The sequence below is a fragment of the Pseudomonas rustica genome, from assembly GCF_018336155.1.
Lineage (GTDB): Bacteria > Pseudomonadota > Gammaproteobacteria > Pseudomonadales > Pseudomonadaceae > Aquipseudomonas > Aquipseudomonas rustica.
This window is the reverse complement of record NZ_JAGYHF010000001.1, coordinates 103,307-120,460: the sequence shown is the minus strand read 5'-3', so window position 1 is coordinate 120,460 and position 17,154 is coordinate 103,307. Positions and strand designations below refer to the sequence as shown.

Here is a 17,154-nt window from a genome sequence, read left to right as displayed (position 1 = left end):
CGGCTTGACCCTGACGGACTCGTAGCCTAGCAGCTGGCCATTTTCGAAAATGGGAGTGACGTACGCATTCACCCAGTAAAAGTCGCCATTTTTGCAGCGATTTTTTACGATTCCCATCCAGCTTTTACCGGCCTTCAGATAACTCCACATCAACCCAAAAACAGCAGGTGGCATGTCGGGATGGCGAACCAAATTGTGTGGGCTACCGACCAACTCCTCACGCGTATAGCCGCTTATTTTCGTGAATTCGTCATTGCAGTAGGTGATGTTGCCGCTGACATCAGTAGCTGAGATTAAGCGCTGCTGAGCGGGAAAAATTTGCTCGACAGTCGTAATCGTTTGAGTTGCACGCAAGGTTAATTCTCTACTAAAAAGGCACACATGATGGGCATTATGCCATAGCTGCAGCTATTCTCGTATTTTTTATATGGTTATTCAGCTGAATTGAAGGTTGTCGGTTTCATTGCGTGGTTTCCGGCAGGCTGCTATTAATCTGGAGTACACCTCTGCTGTAGACCTTGGGCGTCTCGCAAGTCAGCATCAGTGATGCTAATGCGCTGGAGCTGACGAGCCGGATTGTTAGGCTTTACGATGATCTGGATCGACTCAAGGCGTATGCGGATGAGTTGAGGTCTGGGTGGATTGTTGGCAGGCCAGGCGGGGGTCAGGGCCTTGTTGCGCTACGCTGATCTTGCGCATCAAACCACGCACGAGGAAGGGCGATGGATCAGCAATTTATTTGGATGGGAATGCTACTGATCGTTTGCTGGATCGTAGCCGTGTCGCTGATCTTTTACGTAGTCGCCAAGTAGAAAGACAAAGCCCCGGAGGTTCGCGGCTCCAGGGCTTCTATTTTCGCCTCCATCCCTTAATGTTTGGCGAACGTGACGACGACATTACCAGCTTTTTTGGTTATTTCACTACGACTATAGATGATAGTGTTCGGTCAGCGGAGCATAAGGATATGTGTGGAATTCGTACACCATTTTAGTAACCTTCCTTTTCAGCCGCCGACGGCATTGTGAAACACGTACCTTTATAAGTCTGGTTAATCGTCGAACTCAAGGCTCGATTTACTTTGGTTCATCAAGTGGTGCGTCGGTTTATGTTCCGCACCGGCTGCAGCATCCGCGCGCATTTGATCGAGCTCTTTTTCTAAGACCTTGTCTTGAACTTTTGGCTTGCTTGTGTAGGCCTTTCGTTCCGATTCGATCTTTGCGGCATAGATGATTAGGAATCCGGAGCTCCCACCAGACGCACATGGCTGGCGGTGGAAAGGCCAGTGGCCAGCGATGGTGATACCTCGGCCAATGTGCTGGTCACGCGTGCCCGTACCGCCGCTGTGGCAGCGAGCGATGCCCAGCGCGAGATCGTTCGCCTCGCTGCTGGTGCCGGTACGGGTCAAGGTCATGTTATCGAACTGCGAGGGAAATTCGCTGAGCAGTTCTTCGGCGTAATCCACAACCGAGGGATATAGATAGCGCGTGTGTGTATTAGCCGGGCATTTTTCTCAGCAATGGCCGCCACCACGGCGGTGTGGTAGTGAAGGGAGCAGGTCTGAAATTGGCACTGTGATTCCTCGAGGAAGAGGTCAGCGTAGCAGTAGAATAATTTTTAGGGCTTGATGATCTCCAGCTGTGTCGTGAACCTCACATCAGTTTTTTGCGAAGCTGCGAACCATTCTTAGGCAGTTTGTACTTGTCATCGGAAACTGATGAAGATCACTTGCTGTAGTGGCTTATAGCCGCTAATAGTAATGAGGTTCGAGGAGAGGGGTTGAAGATGATTTCGAGATTTGTTGTTGTCCCTGCAATTCCAAAAGAAACGGGATCGATGCGTAACGGAACGAGTTTTTGCAAGACTGCGCCCACAGGGTTCGACATCTATGACAACGAAGAAAAACTACGTCTGACGACTACCTACCAGACCCGAGAAGAAGCCGACGCTGAGTGTCAGCGACTGAGTCTGGAGCAGCCTAACGTGCTTTCGGAACGGAGATCCCTGACTTCGCTGTAAGTATTTCGCCAACATGGGGCACGCGCTTAGCTGTCCGAAACGAGTGAATTAAATGCTCAGAAACGCATGACTCACACCAGTCTGGCGTGGATGCTCAGCATTTAAGAGCGAACAAACAGCTTCTGCCTCCGTCCTCACTTTGAACACGCCATGCTTGCTGGCTCAGCCTCCCTCTACAAGATCAACAACCATGTACCGCTTGCTGGCATCGTCCAGTTTGGTGGTTTCAATCACTCTGAATCTTGCGTGCATGTTGCTTTCCGTGCATGGCGTTGGTGATCTCTCCATAAACATTGAAAGGTAGCCCGCCGCATGTGCAGGATCTGTCATTAAATCTGCTACTCCTCATGTCCTACAAATTTCAGAATCTGCACGGCCAAGGATCTGGCCTGGCTGCCAGTGAGATCTAATGTTATATCGCCCACGGATATCAATGTCTTGAGATCGCTCTTTACGCTCAAAAAGACAAAGTTGTAGTCCTGTGGACGCCTCATATTCACGAACTCCCTCTCTCGTAAATGCGGCTTAGTGAAAAATGATATTCCAAACTGAAAGTCCGATTCAGCAGGCGACGTTAAGAATTTGCTTGGCGGTATTTTCTGAGTCATACGTGTTGGCTCCTCGCGAAATTGCATGGTTACCTGATTAAGCGGTGCAAATACTGGAAACTTGAGGGGGGTGTGAAATTTTTTGTCAGCCGTCGAAAGTTTCGGAAAAAATACGCCCGGAGCTAAAGTTTCTAAAAAACGCACCGTTTATAATTACAGGTACAAATTTTTTGTGAGGATTTTATGAGTTTCCCCCTTGGAAATACTGTTGCAGAATTGAAATTCGAACGCGATTTCACTTGCTGGCGCGGCCGAGAGTTCGATGAGTTCTATCAGTGCAGCGTGACGGGTATTGATGGAGGAGCAGTCAGGATCGAACTCGACTCCATGGGGTTTGAAATCAGCGCCGATGTGGCTGAGGCAATCGCTTTTTCGCTGTCAGAAGCAGCGACAGTTGTTAAGAACACTGACATTGAGGCAATGACGGGAGCGCGCCGCGAAGAGTGCCTACTTCCCAGAAAGTACCGCTTAGCGCATGGGCGCTGGTTGTTCAGTGCGACCGGAGTGGTTCATGTTAGTAACGCGAGTGATGGGCTTCTGGATGAAGGCAGTTGCGGAGACACACGGGTCACGGTTCGAACGATTGAGGAGGGTGGTTTTGAACTTGAGTTTGAATGGATGGGCTACTCGTTCTCACCAGTTGATGCCGCATGGCTCCATGAAAAACTGCTGGAGGCCAGCCAGCAGGATTCTGTCTCGTACCCTAGAGCACGTCTGCTCGAAACAGGGTGCCCGATTTTAAACCTGCGGAGAGCTTAGTTGGGCGGAAATGGTATGGGCCGCCGCCCCTGACATTGGCCATTGACTGTGGCCGCCGATGCGGAATTGCCCCACCTGCTGACGCCACTGGCCCATTGTTCATCCTAAAAAGCCTTTTTGGTGAAGATTTGAGATACAGCAGCCTGTGAAACCTCGGCCGATGGGTCAAATCACCATCGGCGGTGACTGTCATGGGTAAGCTTCGCTCCACACATCAGCTTTGTTAGGCCAGGCGTTGCGAGCTGTGGCAGGTTGTTGAGGTTGGAGGAATTCAACATGTACTCTCTGCAGCCGAGCTCGTATTGACTGTCCAAGGAAACAGCATGACCAATGCAAGCGGAGCGCGCAGGCGTGAAGGATGGACGCCCGGCAGGGCCGATACACGACGTGGCTCGGTGCACGACAGCCGCTCCCGGTGGGGCACGCCCAAGAACGCCCTGTCCGACTAGAGAGCCTTCAACATTCGATGAAGGTTCTGATGCTCCCATGTCGATAACAGCGCAATGGGATCTGTCCCGTATCTATCACCTGAATCGAACGACCAGTTTCTCCCATCTGGACTCATGCACTCCTCCCAGTAGTCGAGCTCATTGCAGTCGTTGTAGATCGATATCAGCCAACCCTCGATATCTATTACGAAGTGTCCGGCATAAGTCTCATCCCATGACGCCTCGCCCACCTTGGTCATGCTTCGTCGCCCGAAAATGACCTCTCGCAGTAGCTGGCATACCTCTCTGGCCGAAAGCCCAGATTGGGTTTTTCCGTTTGCGCGGCCTACCTCGGATGACTGCCTAGCTTCTCTGGCAGCTAGTAGTCTTTGTTCTGCGTACATCGCGGAATCGTCATCAGGCAGCGGATAACCAGCTTCATATAGGGCGTTTGCTCTCTCTTCAATGAGCAGGCGCTCAGGATCACGTGCGGCTTGGTAGGCTCTGCCTGGTACGCGTCGAACTACGTCCATTCGCGGCTCCTCAGGGGCTGACGGGCTTACTCTCCAAGCTGAATCGTCTGAATGCATCGATAACATGTAGCCGCAACAGTTAGGCACGTGGTTGGTAATTTCATACTCACGCCAGTCCGCCATGGCTCGCCCATCAATGACCAGCGGCTTACGGTCGATCAGCCAAACTACGGCGTTGATGAACTGCCCGTGCGAAAATACTGCGATGTCTTGGGCGGGATGCTTTGCAAGCTGATCTAGGAGGGACTGAGCTCTGCATATGAAGTCCAAGAACGACTCGGCGCCAGCACCATCCGTAAACGCGGGATCTGACTTGGCCCAATATGCCTCCACCCAATCTCGCCTCTGGGCAACTGTAGTGTTGGCACAGCGCGCTGGTTCAAGGTAGGTGAATTCGTGGATGGGCCAGATCTCAAACGGGGTAGTAGGGAAGGCAGCGACGGTCGACATCGCGGCTGCCTGCGCTCGAGAGAACGGGGAGGTGACTATGAGAGCAGGAGCATGGTTGAACGACTGAGCCACCAGGTGCGCTTGTTCAACACCCTTCATCGTGAGAGGAATGCTTGCGTGATCCCGACTGGCTTCGCCTGCGTTGGCGGCACTTTCGCCATGACGGATTAGTCGGACATGCTTCATTAATCAGATACCTGCCCAGTGGCTATCACACGTAAAGCGAGTATACCTTCGCGCTCTGGTCGAATGCGTCAGAATGATTCCTGTGATCGTCGACCGCGTCTCGTCGGACGACACTACATCAGTTACGGTGTTGGCAGGCCTTCCAGAGCTGGATTCGGACACATACCTGCGCTAGGTTAGTGGAAACGACTACGTCCACTGGAGAGAGCATATGTGTCACTTACGTGAAGAAGACTGGATCTAACCCCTCAGGTTGTAGCAAAAGTGGGTTTCCTGCGAGCTGAGTGCAACGCTTGCCTCGCCCGCTGGAAAGCGCAGCCAGAATTCAGGTTCGCTGCGCCAGACTACCTTTTCCAGGCGAGCACCAAGCAAGCGGAGCGCGCAGGCGTGCGGGATGAAAGCCCGTAGGGCCGAAACGTGGCTTGCCACGGTTCGGTTCACGACAGCCCTCCGCCAGCGGCGGCACGCCACTACCGCAGCCCAGCTTCAACCGACCTGAAAGAGACTGAAATGACCCACGATGAACTCCGAAAGCTTGAGCGCACTAGGCGGAGAGCGCTATGGGAGATTGCCAGATTCCTTCCAGGTGACCCCGAGGCAGCTGACGCCTTAGCCATCCTTGATGACCTCGACGACCAGGAGCGAAGCGGCACGCCCTCAATGGGTGAGTCACTCGAGCTCATTGAAGTTCGTACCTCTGTCCCGGTGCAGCATCACAACTGCGGCATCGATATCGTCTTGGAAATGACCATTCCACAGCCATGGAGAGAGCGTTTCCTGCAGGCGAGCATCGGATCAACCAGGATAGTTGACGGGCCTTACGCAACGGACTGGGATAAATTCCTGGCTAGGTGGGAAGCAGAGATGCGGCATCTGGAGCAGCATAGGGCCGCTAGATACAAATCGAATGACTAAGTGAGTCCTGCGTGGGTAGATCATGCGGTTGAGTCGGCATGGCAAGCGGAGCGCGCGGCGTGCAGGATGGAAGCCCGAAGGGCCGAGACGCTGGCTTTGTCAAGGCTCGGTTTACGACAGCCTTTCCCGTAGGGGCACGCACAACATCGCTGCAGTGGAATGCAGAACCGACTAGGTTGAATGGAGAAATCCGATGGGCATGACAGACGATGACGACACAGTCTATTGCGACGTTCAAATGCCCTTGGCTCAAGGCCGGGAGCTGCTGCAGCTTGTGAGCACACTGAGAGAGTCAAATGCCCACCCGGCTCTCAACAGAGTCTTTGAGCGCATGCAGGATGAGCTCAGCACATCAATTGATATCATTGAAAACCCACCGACATGGGGCCCGTGGTGCCAGTAAGTCGAGCTTCGTAGGACACCTTTATTTTGTAGTTCTGAAAGGATGCTAAAGGGCTGGGGCTGCAAGCAGGTTGGGTGCTCGCTACCGTTATTTTTGAACCAGGTCTTTGTATAACTCTCGGGCTTCAAGGATCTGATCCCTGATCTCCTCGGGATCAATCCGCATGCCGCCTCGTGGTGTCACTTGCAGTGTCTTCAGGCGGTTCGCAGCTTTGATGAACGCTCGCTCTTCCGCCTGAACCCATTCAGGACGTTTGTCCTTCCAAAATGACCATGCCATTTGCTGAGCCTCGTTCCTAAATGGATGAGGCTAGTATGTGGTAGCTGCAAGGAATGTCCAAGCTAGGAATGCGCCCGGTCAAGATGCAAGCGGAGCGCGCAGACCAGGAAGGTCGAAGGCATGAGGATGGAAGCCCGCAGGGCCAAGACCCGTCGATAGACGGGGCTTGGTTTACGACAGCCATCCCCAGAGGGGCATGCCCCAAAAATAGGATCTAACGGTTATCGAACCGCGCGCTGATCGTTCGTACGAGAAGCTACACCCATGGCGTAAATATCATAAGTTTTTCGCAACAACACTTCGTCATCAGACGATACATGTGTGTGCGTGAAGACTGTCGACAAGAACCGCTTGCGTTCCCTATTGCCAACTTCAGACCAAACCCGTGGTTGCCCTTGAGCATCTGGGACTGCCAAGCGATCAAGAAGGTACTCCTCTAGGCTATGCAGCCGCTGCAAGCCATCGATCAAAATATCGCTGTTTTCCGCCGTTGCTCGCCCCCCACCCGAATCGCACCACCCATTCGTCATATAGCTCCCGAGATCCGCCCCCGACCACACCGCAACAATGAACCGAGTCTTTTGACCCACATTCCAGACCACTGGGCGATGCCAAGACGGCACAGGTATTCCCATCACCAACCCTGCAGCCCAAGGATACTTCTCGTGAGCAGCAGATGGTTCTACCAAGTGTTTTTCCCAGCGAGAAACCACGATATCAATCGAATATTGGTTGGTGCTGGTTGCCAAAATTTGACGAGGCATTCGGATGCTTGGATCTGTAATTTCGTCATCTGCGTAGCGCTGAAATTTTGAAGTCATGAATGTCCTTGGGGAAGGGGTGTGTAGCAGGTAGGCGAGAAATTGGAGCGGATGAAATGCCAACGCCACTCGTCAACGATCGAGATGATTAATAAGTCACGCTCTGTTGAGATTTCTATCTGCTCACCGTCGACGAGCGCTTGCGCATAGCCCTCAGCGAAAGCCGCATTCCTGTCAAAGCCCGAAAGGGAGTCAGAGGACTCCATGTAGCTGACTAAACGCTCCCACGCCCTGCGTTGACGATGACCCTGGATGGTCTCGGCAAACGACACGGCGCCTTTCAGGCAGCGTGCAAATGCGATGGTTGGTAGGTTCAAAACTGGTTCTCAAGATGTCATAGGTATGACAAACGGTTCGTTTTGAGAAACCTTGAGCTCGATCGGAAATTTTTTTTCAGAAGCTCACCTGCCTGGGATGAAGATCTGTTGCCTCACGGCGCCATTCCCGCCAAGAGAAAGCGGAATTCATCCTTCATCTCTTGATAGCTCGGTGAGTATTGATGCCAGCGCCGTCGCCTGCTGAGGCGTGAACCTAAAACGCGACTCATCGATTTTGATTGAAATTACGCCGCTGGATTCTGTATCCAAGAGAACTGCGTAACTGTTGTCATCGTCTATGACCGCCCCCTCTGAAGTGCCTGGGCTAGTGAAGACGGCAAGCCTGAACTCGTGCGAGTCACCCTTCAGGGAACCATACTTGAAAGTGAAGAACCTGTTCGCAGGCAGTTTTGTGCTCATGGTTTCCATTTACCTCAAAAAATAAGTTGCATGAGTAATTAAACGGAGGCGAAATTCAAAACTTGAGCAGTAGTAAAAATATTAGTCTGTATGGGTAGCTGAGGATGGCCTGGTCAAGTTTGAGAAGCCACCAGACCATGCATGGCATGGCATGGCATGGCATGGAGTGGTGTAGCCACGACTGCAGGCTAAGCGCGAGACAGAAGATTCAGCTTCCAACTCGGAAACACTTCGGACATGGGGCAAGCGGAGCGCGCAGGCGTGAGGATGAAAGCCCGGTAGGGCCAGGACGACGGCGAGTATCGCCGGGCCTGGTTCACGACAGCCGGCCCGCTAGGGCACGCAAAGGACAGCCCTCAATACGGCCTAGGCATCTTGTAATTCAGGCTCGTGGGATGGGGCATTTACGTTGATGGGCTAGTGCTATAAATCGGGGGTCGACTCTCGCCACGAATCCAAGTCATCGTCAAATAGATCTGGCCCATCTCGCAGCTGTTTCGTCATGGCTTCCGCTTCCTCACGAAAGTCTGGCCCGAAGACCTTCTCAGGCGTCCAATCATCCTTAAACAGGAACATATCAGGCGTGAAGTCTGTGATTCCAATCTCGTTGTTGTCCAGAATTTCACGAGCAAATTGTCTAAATATCCTGCCGCCATCGAAGCCAAATCCTGCGTCAGTATCTTTGATAAGCAGTACAGTCCAATCGTCAAACATCACGCCGGAAGCAATCTCCTCCCACGCATCGTGAAACCTCTCATATTTCTCTCCGGGCAGTTGGGAGTCATACACGACGACAAGCATCCCTTTTGAGGCATTCAACAGCTTCACTGGGGATAGCTTGGCCCAAATGATCGACTGCTCGATCAAATCGATCACTCTGGTGTCGGGACTACCCTCCCAAAGGACAGCGAATCTCTGGATGCAGACGACATCAAGGGGCATGAAGTTAACGTCGATTGATTGCTGTGTAGAAAAAATCGTGTACGCGCCCTCACCATCATCATTGTGAGGTTGCTCATGCTCGGTATAAAGCCAGCGGGAATAGATCATTTTCGGTACCGTTCAGGCTAATAGATCTGCTGGTGGACGTTGCGTATGCGCCCACTCACCGAAGCGTGGAGTGGGCTTTCGACTGGAGCATTAGGCATCTGGATTTTTATGGAGTGGGCCGACGTGATATTGCTTAAGCCGGTCGTCGGTGTGCCCGAACTGAAACGCAACCACCTCTCTTGTCGAGTAAAACTGGTCGAGCTCAACCGGATCGGCAAGGGGCAACTGGCAGACATCAACATGGTGCTGGTGAGATGCCGGGTCATCGCCCTGGGATATCTCGTATGCGCAGTCATGCAGAACAGGGATCTGGTATTGCTGAATCCCTAAAGTACAACCACCTTCACCCCGGACATTGCGCCTTTGATGTGTGCCTGTTCGAGAGTCTCAATGGCGAACCTGTCCTCTAACGGCTGGTTGTAGAGGACGGCGAAGCGCTGCTTGGCTGCCTTTATCATCACCTTAAGGTTGGCGTCTTTCCACTGGAGAGTGCTCAACACGACGTATTGGAACGTGTCATCGAGTGCTACTGGATCGCCTTCGGGGCAAAATACGGGTAAGAGGGTCATGTCGGCATCTCTCATTGGTGGTAACGAGAAATGAAGACCATGGGCCTGGAGTGGTCAAGGAGCTGAGAGAAAAATATATTTTAAATCAGTATCTTATGAGCATACCCATAAGCTGATGGGGCCTCTGACTACTGGTGATGTCAGCTGTCAAGCGCGATCCAGAGATCACCGTGCTCGCGGGAACCACTCACCTGATATGTTGGCGTGGATGTGAGGGAAGCGGAGCGCGCAGGCACGAAGATGGAAGCCCGGAGGGGCAAGACAGTCATTGAAAATGGCTGGCTTGATTCACGACAGCTGGCCCGAAGGGCGTGCCAAATGCCGGTCGGCATGAATAACCTACCTCACTGAAATGAGGGTGCTTAAAGGGTTATCCAAACACTCTTTGCCAGTCCCGTTTATTCAGCTCGCTACAGGCATCTGGTGCACCACCGAATACACGCCCAGATACCTTCGTCATGGTGGACTCAGTCGTGTACTGAATAGGTGACCCATCTTCGCCAATCAGCACCCCCTTGGCACCACTCAACAGCGCATGACCAGCCACTACATCATGAGCGCTAACAGGGTATAGCGAGATACCACAAACCCCGTCTCCTGCAGCAACTTTAGCGAGCCGATATGCAATGGATGGCATCGCGTAAAATTCTGCCGGCGCGCACAGTTGGTTATTGATATCGGACTTGTCAGTAGCTGCCGCGCTGACCATCACGGTGGCAGTCTCGGAAAGTTTTTGATCAGAGAGGTCGACGACAATGCGATTGTTATTTCTGACCAGATGATCCATACCCTTTGCCCAGCCAATGCAGTCAGAAATTCCGGATGGGGTAACAGGCGCGTGCACTACCCCAAGCACAGGTTTGCCGTCATGGAGCAACCCAACGGATATCGCAGAGCCCTTTAGGCCTCTTAAGAAATCGCTGGTGCCATCGTTCGGGTCTACGACCCAGCAGAAAGGATATCCAGTAAGAACATGGCCGGTTTCCTCGCCCCACCAATCGCAATCCAGGAGTGACAGCAGTTCTGCACGAAGCAATACCTCTATTTCGACATCAATCTCGGCTTTGTCTCCACAACCCCTCCGGCCACCGGGTCGGACGCACTCTTGCGCCAGCAAAACACCAGCTAGCTCCACGGCCTCTATTACCTGAGGAAGCAACTGCTGTATTTGGGAGGTATCCATAATGACCTTCCGGATTATGATCGAGTGGGAACAATGCCTGACAGTTTATCCGCAGCACTGAGCGATTGGTGTGTTCCTAACAGCATTTCTAGCTTGTTCTGCAAGCCACTGACTGAGACGGTCGCGCTGCCGACGCAGTATTAAGTCTCATGCCAGCGATCACCAAACAGTAGTCCTGTTAGACCGCGTATTTTTGCCAGTGTGGTTGTTTGGGAGGCGCTGGCCGCAGCTGTTCGACTTCCACTTCTCCGTGGCATCATCTGGAGGCGTTAGCTCTGCGCTCACGCTTGCCGGCTCAGCTTTTTAGGTAATGATGGGCCTACTAAGCCACGATGGATTCTCAGGAAGAAAGGACTCTCATGTATTTACGTACTTTAGATATTCACGGTTTCAAATGCTTCGGCGAGCCTTTCACGATTGAATTCCACGATGGTCTCAATGTTCTGGTGGGTGAGAACGGAGCCGGTAAGACAGGTGTCATTGCAGCCATTCGCCAGCTCTTCAACGACTCCGAATCTGGCAAACGCTTGATCAACGAGAGAGATTTTCATCGGGGGTTTCATGAGGCAGCAGTAGCGGCACAAAGGATTCATATCCAAGCGACCTTTTCTGGCCTGGATGAGAATGACGCTATAGCTTTCAGGGATTGGTGCGGCAACGAAGATGAGGCAAAACTCACATTTACCGCGCTCAATGTGGAATCTCGGGGGCGGTTCAAAAGCCAGCTTTACGGCGGTTACGCACGAGCTACAGCGCTGGAAACTGAAATCCTTGACCTTATTCACTGTATCTACTTACCGCCACTGCGTGACGCAGAAACAAAGCTCCGGGATGGGCGTCAGTCCCGTCTAGCCCGACTTCTGAAGGCGCTCTGCCGCAAGGAACTTGATACAGCTCGTAAGGAGGGTAAACCGCATCCGTTGGAGGAGCGAGTTGGCGCGTTCAACCAAGAGCTTTCCGCAAGCGACGACTACGCAATCAGGCAAGCGAATGAACGAATTGGGAATAGCTTGAGGGCAGCATTAGGGATGCAGCTGTCCCAGAACACGCTCATTCAGTTCTCGGAAGTGAGCTTTTCGCGCATCGTTGAAGGTCTTCGTTTGCTTTACTACCCGAACCTAGCAGCGGCCGACGCTACGCAGTTCCGGTCTCTGGAAGAAAACAGTCTTGGCTACAACAATCTGCTCTACATTGCTTCGATTCTGGCTGAGCTCACGCTAGAAGTTGAGGAAGAGCGGGGGGAAGAAACCTACTTGCGGCTTCTGTTAATTGAAGAGCCCGAAGCCCACCTTCATCCCCAGCTTCAGATACGTCTACTGAAGCACCTCAGCTCTGTGGCTAAAGAAAAAAGTATCCAGGTAATTGTAACCACCCATTCCACGGTCATTTCATCCGCAGTGTCAGTTGATGAAATCATTCATCTCTCGAACAAATGCACCCCGGTCGCGATACCTCTGCGGACGTGTGGACTCCCAGAGCCCAGCCGAAAATTCATCGACCGGTGGCTCGATGTCACGAAATCCAACCTGCTTTTTTCGAAAGGCTCTATTTTGGTTGAAGGCATAGCAGAAGCGATGGTCATCCCAGAGCTGGCACGTAGAGTGCTCGCTCAGTACGGCGACGGCGAAAACACACTGGAGGATTACGGTGTGTCCGTCACAAACCTAGGCGGGATCTACTTCAAGCATTTCATGCAGCTCTTCTGCGACGTGACTGATGAAAGCGCAGGGGAGAACTTGCCTGTACGCTGCGCGGGTTTAACCGACAAGGATCCACCCCAAACGATCAAAGTTGATGTTGACGGTGGGAAACAGGTGGCAGTTGAGTACACGCCGCACGACGACGATTTGAGGGATGGTGAGAACCATGCTCTCGCCTACATTGCCAAGATTGGACAGTCTCAGTTCGGCCGCCTTTACGCAGGTCAGTACAAAACCTTCGAGTACGATATCGCTATGGAGGGCGCGAACCTACGTATGATGCTCTCCCTAGCTGCCGATCTCTGGCCTGCCCAGGAAGGAACGGTAGCTCCAGAGCTGCGAGAAAGAGCGAAGCTTGCTTTTGACGACATGAAAAGTCCCGAGCGAGCAGGACATGCGGCTGAGCTGTTATATCGCATCGATTCCACCAGTATTGGAAAAGGAATCTATGCGCAGGCTTTTGCCGAAGAGCTTGAGAAGCAGGAAGGCGAATTCGTCGTACCAGCCTACATCCGTGATGCCATTCTTTGGGCTTGCGGACTCGAGGAGCCCCCGCTCAATGATCAAGCTGACTGACGAGCAGAAGGCTTATATCGGCGCACCTATCGATCAGCATGTGTATCTCAACGCTTGCCCAGGCAGTGGCAAAACTGAGGTCGTCGCGGCCATGGTGGCCAAGGTCGTTGAAGAGTGGACTCGCTTCCCTAGCGGGATAGCAGTTTTGACCTTCTCCAACAGCGCAACGGACGAGCTCAAAAACAGATTGGTTCGCTATCTAGGAGAGCCGCTGGGGTTTCCTCACCTAGTGTCCACCTTCGATAGCTTTGTCCACTCCCGGATGGTCGCAAGCATCGCAAGCGAGGTTACTGAATTTCCAGGGAAGGATGGGGACAGTCGGATCAGGATCTTGGAAAACAAGGCCGACATATTCCACACTCGAAAAAAAATCTGTGGCCGTTCGGTCTCCGCCTGTAAGTATAACTACGACCTAGAGACCAAAGGTTTCACGTTCTCGACCGGCGAGCGGACTAGAGATAAACAACTCAATGACGCTCCAATCACTAATGTTGCCCTGGAAGATCTGATCAACACGAAGAAGCGCTTCTGGGCAGCAGGTTTTGCGACATACAAAGATGTGGACATGATTGCCCTGGCGGCGCTCAAGAGGCCCTCTCTTAAAAGCTATTTCCAGTGCCTTGCGAAGCGATTTCCACTGGTCATTGTCGACGAGTGCCAAGACCTGTCAGCAGAGCACCTGGCGATGGTACGGAAGCTCCATGGCCTTGGCGTTAAATTCCATTTCATAGGCGATTTGAACCAATCGATCTACGGATTCAGAAAATCTAATCCAGATAATGTAAAGGCGCTCCTCGCCGAGCTCGGTTTCGCTGAGCTGCCACTCACAGCGAATTGGAGAAGCGGGCAATCTATAGTGGATCTCTGCAGTGATTTGGTGCGAATTAAACGGATCTCTGGCAATCCCGAAATCGCGCCAGTTAAGCCGCTTTTGCTGCAGTATGCGAAATGTCCTTCAGAGCTTATTCCTAAAATCATTGAGCTCACCAATGGTTATGAAGATGTTGTCGTTGTCGCTCGCGGGCACAGCACCTTGCAACGGTTTCGCAGAGGCGACAGCTTCAAGGGCGTTGAAATGCTGGCACTGGCATGCGTTGCTGCCAGTAATGGAAGCAACAAGGACTTGAACGTCGCGGTAGCACTATTCGCTGAATGGTTGGCGGATAGGCTCTCCCTGCAAGCCACAAGATCAGGCCCCCATTGTCCGGTAGCAATCGAGTCCAAGCTCGACTGGCGGAAATTTATTCATCAATGCTTGAAGCACTTGGTTGTTGCCGGCGCTGCAGATACGAATCTAACGTGGAAGGAGTGGGCGGCAGTAGCGAAAAAAAACCTGCGTAATTTGCCCGATCAGGCTTTCGTGTTGGATGAAATCAGCGGTGATCTTGAGCCGCTTAGGGGGCTGGAGCTTCGATCACCCGCAAAGCAGGGTGGCATCGCACTTTCCGTCCGCCTTAACCAAGCGGTGGCTCAGCAACCTGTCGCAGATGTTCTACGTTACGAGACCATCCATCAAGTCAAAGGCGAGACGCACGATGCAACGGTGGTCGTGTCATCGCTTCAAAAAGGCATTCACCTTTCCCATTGGAAAGAGTGGCTGGCCAGCCCTACATCCGAAGGCGCGAGGTTCGCTTACGTGGCGAGTTCACGCCCACGCCACATGCTTATCTGGGCAGTGAAGAATCTGAAGGCCGATGAGATTAAAACGCTTACTGGGTTAGGGTTTGAACTCGTCTGAACCGGTGCTAACTAGCGCAAGCCCCGACGCTTACTGATTAAGGATTTTCAAATGAGCATCACCAACACGGACTCTACGACCCAGCTCGCGTTCTCCATGTCTGAGAATCCCGGCGTTTATGCGGTGCTATTGGGTTCAGGAGTTTCACGGAGTGCGGGCATACCTACAGGTTGGGAGATAACACTGGAGTTGATACGGCGTGCAGGGATTGCCGCTGGCGCGGGAGAGCAAGATGACTGGCATCGCTGGTACGTCGAGCAGCGCGATCAGCAGCCTAACTACTCGACGTTGTTGGAAGAACTGGCGAGCACGCCTAAAGAACGGCAAGCGATCATTGAGAGCTTTCTCAAACCCTCCGAAGATGAGCGCGAGCAAGGTCTAAAGTTGCCAACACCGGCTCACCGCGCGATTGCTGACTTAGTGAAGACTGGCCATGTGCGTGTGATCATCACAACCAATTTCGATCGTCTGATGGAGAACGCGCTCCGCGATGTGGGGATAGAGCCAACCGTCGTGAGTTCAGCCGATGGTTTTGCCGGTGCTGAACCGCTGACCCACACAAATTGCTACATCCTCAAGCTTCACGGCGACTTCAAGGATGCTCGCATTCTCAACACAGATTCTGAGCTCAGCGAATATCCCTTGGTCTTCGATGGCTTGCTCGATAGAATTTTTGATGAGTTCGGCCTGATTGTTGCCGGCTGGTCGGGCGAATGGGATCGTGCTCTTCGTGCGGCAATACTGCGTGCGCCTAACAGACGCTACTCCTCTTTCTGGCTAACTCGTGGAAAACTCTCAGAACGCGCCCAAGAGTTGGTTTCCCATCGGAAGGCCAATATGGCGATTGCCCCGGACGCTGACACGTTCTTCCAGACACTCAACGCAAAAGTCTCAACCATCACGCAATTCCGTCAGCCCAACCTGTCTAGCGTTGAACTGACAGTGTCCCTGGCAAAGCGATACCTGTCCAAACCTGAGTATCGCATTCAGTTCGATGACCTGGTCGCCAACGAGGTCGAGCGCGCCACAACTCATTTGGCTGAGATGTATAACTCAGACGGCGACCAGCCTGGAGAGTTTAGAGACTGGGTGCTGCGCTACGAAGCTGCATCTGAGCCGCTGGCACGTCTCGCCGGTGTCGTCGGACGCTGGGGCTCCCAGCACGAACATCACCTAATGCTTGAGGTGATCCAGACTTTGCTATCTAAAGGATACGCGAGACGTGCAGGTGATCGAGACTGGATCGAGCTAAAGCGTTACCCGGCCGCTCTCGTTTTTTACGGCTACGGTCTGGGACTCACAAGGGCAGGACGATTATCTGACCTGTATGCGCTGATGGAGCACCCCATTGCCAATCAAACTAGCGTGAGAATCCCACTCATAGAGGAGCTCTCGCCTTACTATCTTGAGGATTTGACAGGTAGCCAAGCTTGGGAGTCCTTGGACAGTTGCACCTCCAGATCCATTTATGATCGGATGGCCGAAATACTTGCTCCAGCTTGGTCGACAAGCTTCGCCGGCGTGTCCGACCCAACCCAGCTTTATGAGCGCTTTGAGCTGTTCTGTTTACTTCAACTTTTCAAGTACCGTGAGGTAAATGAAGAATCGTTGACTGATGCCATCCAAAAAAATCAATTTCGGCACTGGATACACGGGCGTTTAGGTACAGTGCGTGCGGCAAGAAGGCGGCTATCTGAGGAAATGTCGCTCGAGGAGTTCAGAGCGCCTTTGGTCACTGCCGGATTCGGATTCGCCAGTGACGCTTACCTTAAGATGTTTTTCGAAGCGCTCCAGCGAGTGACGAGATTCTGATCTGCTTCAGTTTTGCTGCTAAAGATGCTCATCATCGCTTTGATTGCAGCGGTTATTGGGCTAGCGATGATGTCTGAGAGCGGAGCCGGCCTGCATGCAATTATCCCGGCGGGCATCCCATCGGACATCAGCTCCTAGCCACCAGGCTGCGAGGTGACCTCCTAGCGTTTTTTAGGCGGCGGCGGAGGTGGAGGCGGGGCGGCAGGCCTTTGGCTAGTCGTTTGCTTGCTGATACCGTCATTCACATGAACTCTGTCGCCAGATTGGTTTGTCATGGGATTACCTTTTGGTGGGTGGTGGAGGGGCCTTAGGTGGAGTTGCCGGGCGCTGAGCGAATGGCTTGGGTGGAGTTGAATGTCCGCCACTAGGTTTGCGTGGTTGGGGCGATATA

General features: G+C 52.7%; 16 protein-coding genes and 2 pseudogenes. 7 read left to right on the top strand and 11 right to left on the bottom strand.

Going from position 1 to position 17,154, the window contains the following annotated elements; translation table 11 throughout:
* Positions 1 to 72: 72 nt before the first annotated feature.
* A pseudogene (locus KFS80_RS27195) lies at positions 73 to 381 on the bottom strand (PAS domain-containing protein); the annotation flags it as partial.
* 667 nt (positions 382 to 1,048) lie between these two features.
* On the bottom strand, positions 1,049 to 1,462 hold the full coding sequence (locus KFS80_RS26810) for a hypothetical protein (protein WP_235378413.1): 414 nt from the start codon (positions 1,460 to 1,462) through the stop codon (positions 1,049 to 1,051).
* Between the two features lie 1,345 nt (positions 1,463 to 2,807).
* On the opposite strand from KFS80_RS26810, the gene KFS80_RS00565 reads away from it, so the two are divergent.
* A complete protein-coding gene (locus KFS80_RS00565; protein ID WP_042560299.1) occupies positions 2,808 to 3,383 on the top strand; it encodes a hypothetical protein in 576 nt (191 codons plus the stop codon).
* A 445-nt stretch (positions 3,384 to 3,828) separates the two neighbouring features.
* On the opposite strand, the gene KFS80_RS27190 is transcribed toward KFS80_RS00565, so the two are convergent.
* Together KFS80_RS27190 and KFS80_RS26800 are read right to left on the bottom strand one after the other, a co-directional pair.
* Positions 3,829 to 4,215 (bottom strand): DUF7693 family protein, encoded by a 387-nt coding sequence (locus KFS80_RS27190; protein ID WP_419177685.1) that lies wholly within the window; start codon positions 4,213 to 4,215, stop codon positions 3,829 to 3,831.
* A 156-nt stretch (positions 4,216 to 4,371) separates the two neighbouring features.
* Positions 4,372 to 4,980 (bottom strand): annotated as a pseudogene (locus tag KFS80_RS26800) (histidine phosphatase family protein); the annotation flags it as partial.
* Positions 4,981 to 5,490: 510 nt separating this feature from the next.
* On the opposite strand from KFS80_RS26800, the gene KFS80_RS00555 reads away from it, so the two are divergent.
* Together KFS80_RS00555 and KFS80_RS26795 are read left to right on the top strand one after the other, a co-directional pair.
* Entirely contained in the window at positions 5,491 to 5,895 is a 405-nt protein-coding gene (locus tag KFS80_RS00555) for a hypothetical protein (protein WP_042560297.1), read from the top strand.
* A 193-nt stretch (positions 5,896 to 6,088) separates the two neighbouring features.
* Entirely contained in the window at positions 6,089 to 6,298 is a 210-nt protein-coding gene (locus tag KFS80_RS26795; RefSeq protein ID WP_042560296.1) for a hypothetical protein, read from the top strand.
* An 87-nt stretch (positions 6,299 to 6,385) separates the two neighbouring features.
* Here the strand turns inward: KFS80_RS26795 and KFS80_RS00550 are convergent, their stop codons facing one another.
* The 5 genes from KFS80_RS00550 to KFS80_RS00530 all read right to left on the bottom strand — a co-directional run bounded on the left by KFS80_RS00550 (position 6,386) and on the right by KFS80_RS00530 (position 9,185).
* Positions 6,386 to 6,577, bottom strand: a complete 192-nt coding sequence (locus tag KFS80_RS00550; RefSeq protein WP_042560295.1) for a hypothetical protein — start codon at positions 6,575 to 6,577, stop codon at positions 6,386 to 6,388.
* Between the two features lie 221 nt (positions 6,578 to 6,798).
* Positions 6,799 to 7,398, bottom strand: a complete 600-nt coding sequence (locus KFS80_RS00545) for a hypothetical protein (protein ID WP_042560294.1) — start codon at positions 7,396 to 7,398, stop codon at positions 6,799 to 6,801.
* On the bottom strand, positions 7,395 to 7,715 hold the full coding sequence (locus KFS80_RS00540) for a hypothetical protein (protein ID WP_052491557.1): 321 nt from the start codon (positions 7,713 to 7,715) through the stop codon (positions 7,395 to 7,397). Before KFS80_RS00540 ends, KFS80_RS00545 begins: the two co-directional genes overlap by 4 nt.
* A 147-nt stretch (positions 7,716 to 7,862) precedes the next feature.
* On the bottom strand, positions 7,863 to 8,135 hold the full coding sequence (locus tag KFS80_RS00535; protein WP_042560293.1) for a hypothetical protein: 273 nt from the start codon (positions 8,133 to 8,135) through the stop codon (positions 7,863 to 7,865).
* A gap of 423 nt (positions 8,136 to 8,558) precedes the next feature.
* Complete coding sequence (locus tag KFS80_RS00530; protein WP_042560292.1) at positions 8,559 to 9,185, bottom strand: hypothetical protein; 627 nt, start codon at positions 9,183 to 9,185, stop codon at positions 8,559 to 8,561.
* Between the two features lie 45 nt (positions 9,186 to 9,230).
* On the opposite strand from KFS80_RS00530, the gene KFS80_RS00525 reads away from it, so the two are divergent.
* The gene (locus KFS80_RS00525; RefSeq protein ID WP_042560291.1) at positions 9,231 to 9,515 is read left to right on the top strand and encodes a hypothetical protein; all 285 of its coding nucleotides are present in this window, start codon (positions 9,231 to 9,233) and stop codon (positions 9,513 to 9,515) included.
* Here KFS80_RS00525 and KFS80_RS00520 read toward each other — a convergent pair.
* Positions 9,512 to 9,754: a hypothetical protein gene (locus KFS80_RS00520; RefSeq protein ID WP_052491556.1), complete on the bottom strand. Its 243-nt coding sequence runs from the start codon at positions 9,752 to 9,754 to the stop codon at positions 9,512 to 9,514. The genes KFS80_RS00525 and KFS80_RS00520 overlap by 4 nt on opposite strands.
* A 370-nt stretch (positions 9,755 to 10,124) precedes the next feature.
* Positions 10,125 to 10,937, bottom strand: a complete 813-nt coding sequence (locus tag KFS80_RS00515; RefSeq protein ID WP_042560290.1) for an inositol monophosphatase family protein — start codon at positions 10,935 to 10,937, stop codon at positions 10,125 to 10,127.
* Positions 10,938 to 11,296: 359 nt separating this feature from the next.
* Here KFS80_RS00515 and KFS80_RS00510 point away from each other — a divergent pair, with 359 nt between their 5' ends.
* Genes KFS80_RS00510 through KFS80_RS00500 form a run of 3 tightly spaced genes read left to right on the top strand, consistent with a single transcriptional unit; the run spans position 11,297 to position 16,763 of the window.
* Complete coding sequence (locus tag KFS80_RS00510) at positions 11,297 to 13,213, top strand: ATP-dependent nuclease (RefSeq protein WP_042560289.1); 1,917 nt, start codon at positions 11,297 to 11,299, stop codon at positions 13,211 to 13,213.
* Complete coding sequence (locus KFS80_RS00505) at positions 13,200 to 14,951, top strand: UvrD-helicase domain-containing protein (protein WP_420851011.1); 1,752 nt, start codon at positions 13,200 to 13,202, stop codon at positions 14,949 to 14,951. Before KFS80_RS00510 ends, KFS80_RS00505 begins: the two co-directional genes overlap by 14 nt.
* A gap of 51 nt (positions 14,952 to 15,002) precedes the next feature.
* Entirely contained in the window at positions 15,003 to 16,763 is a 1,761-nt protein-coding gene (locus KFS80_RS00500; RefSeq protein WP_042560287.1) for an SIR2 family protein, read from the top strand.
* Positions 16,764 to 17,154 lie beyond the last annotated feature (391 nt).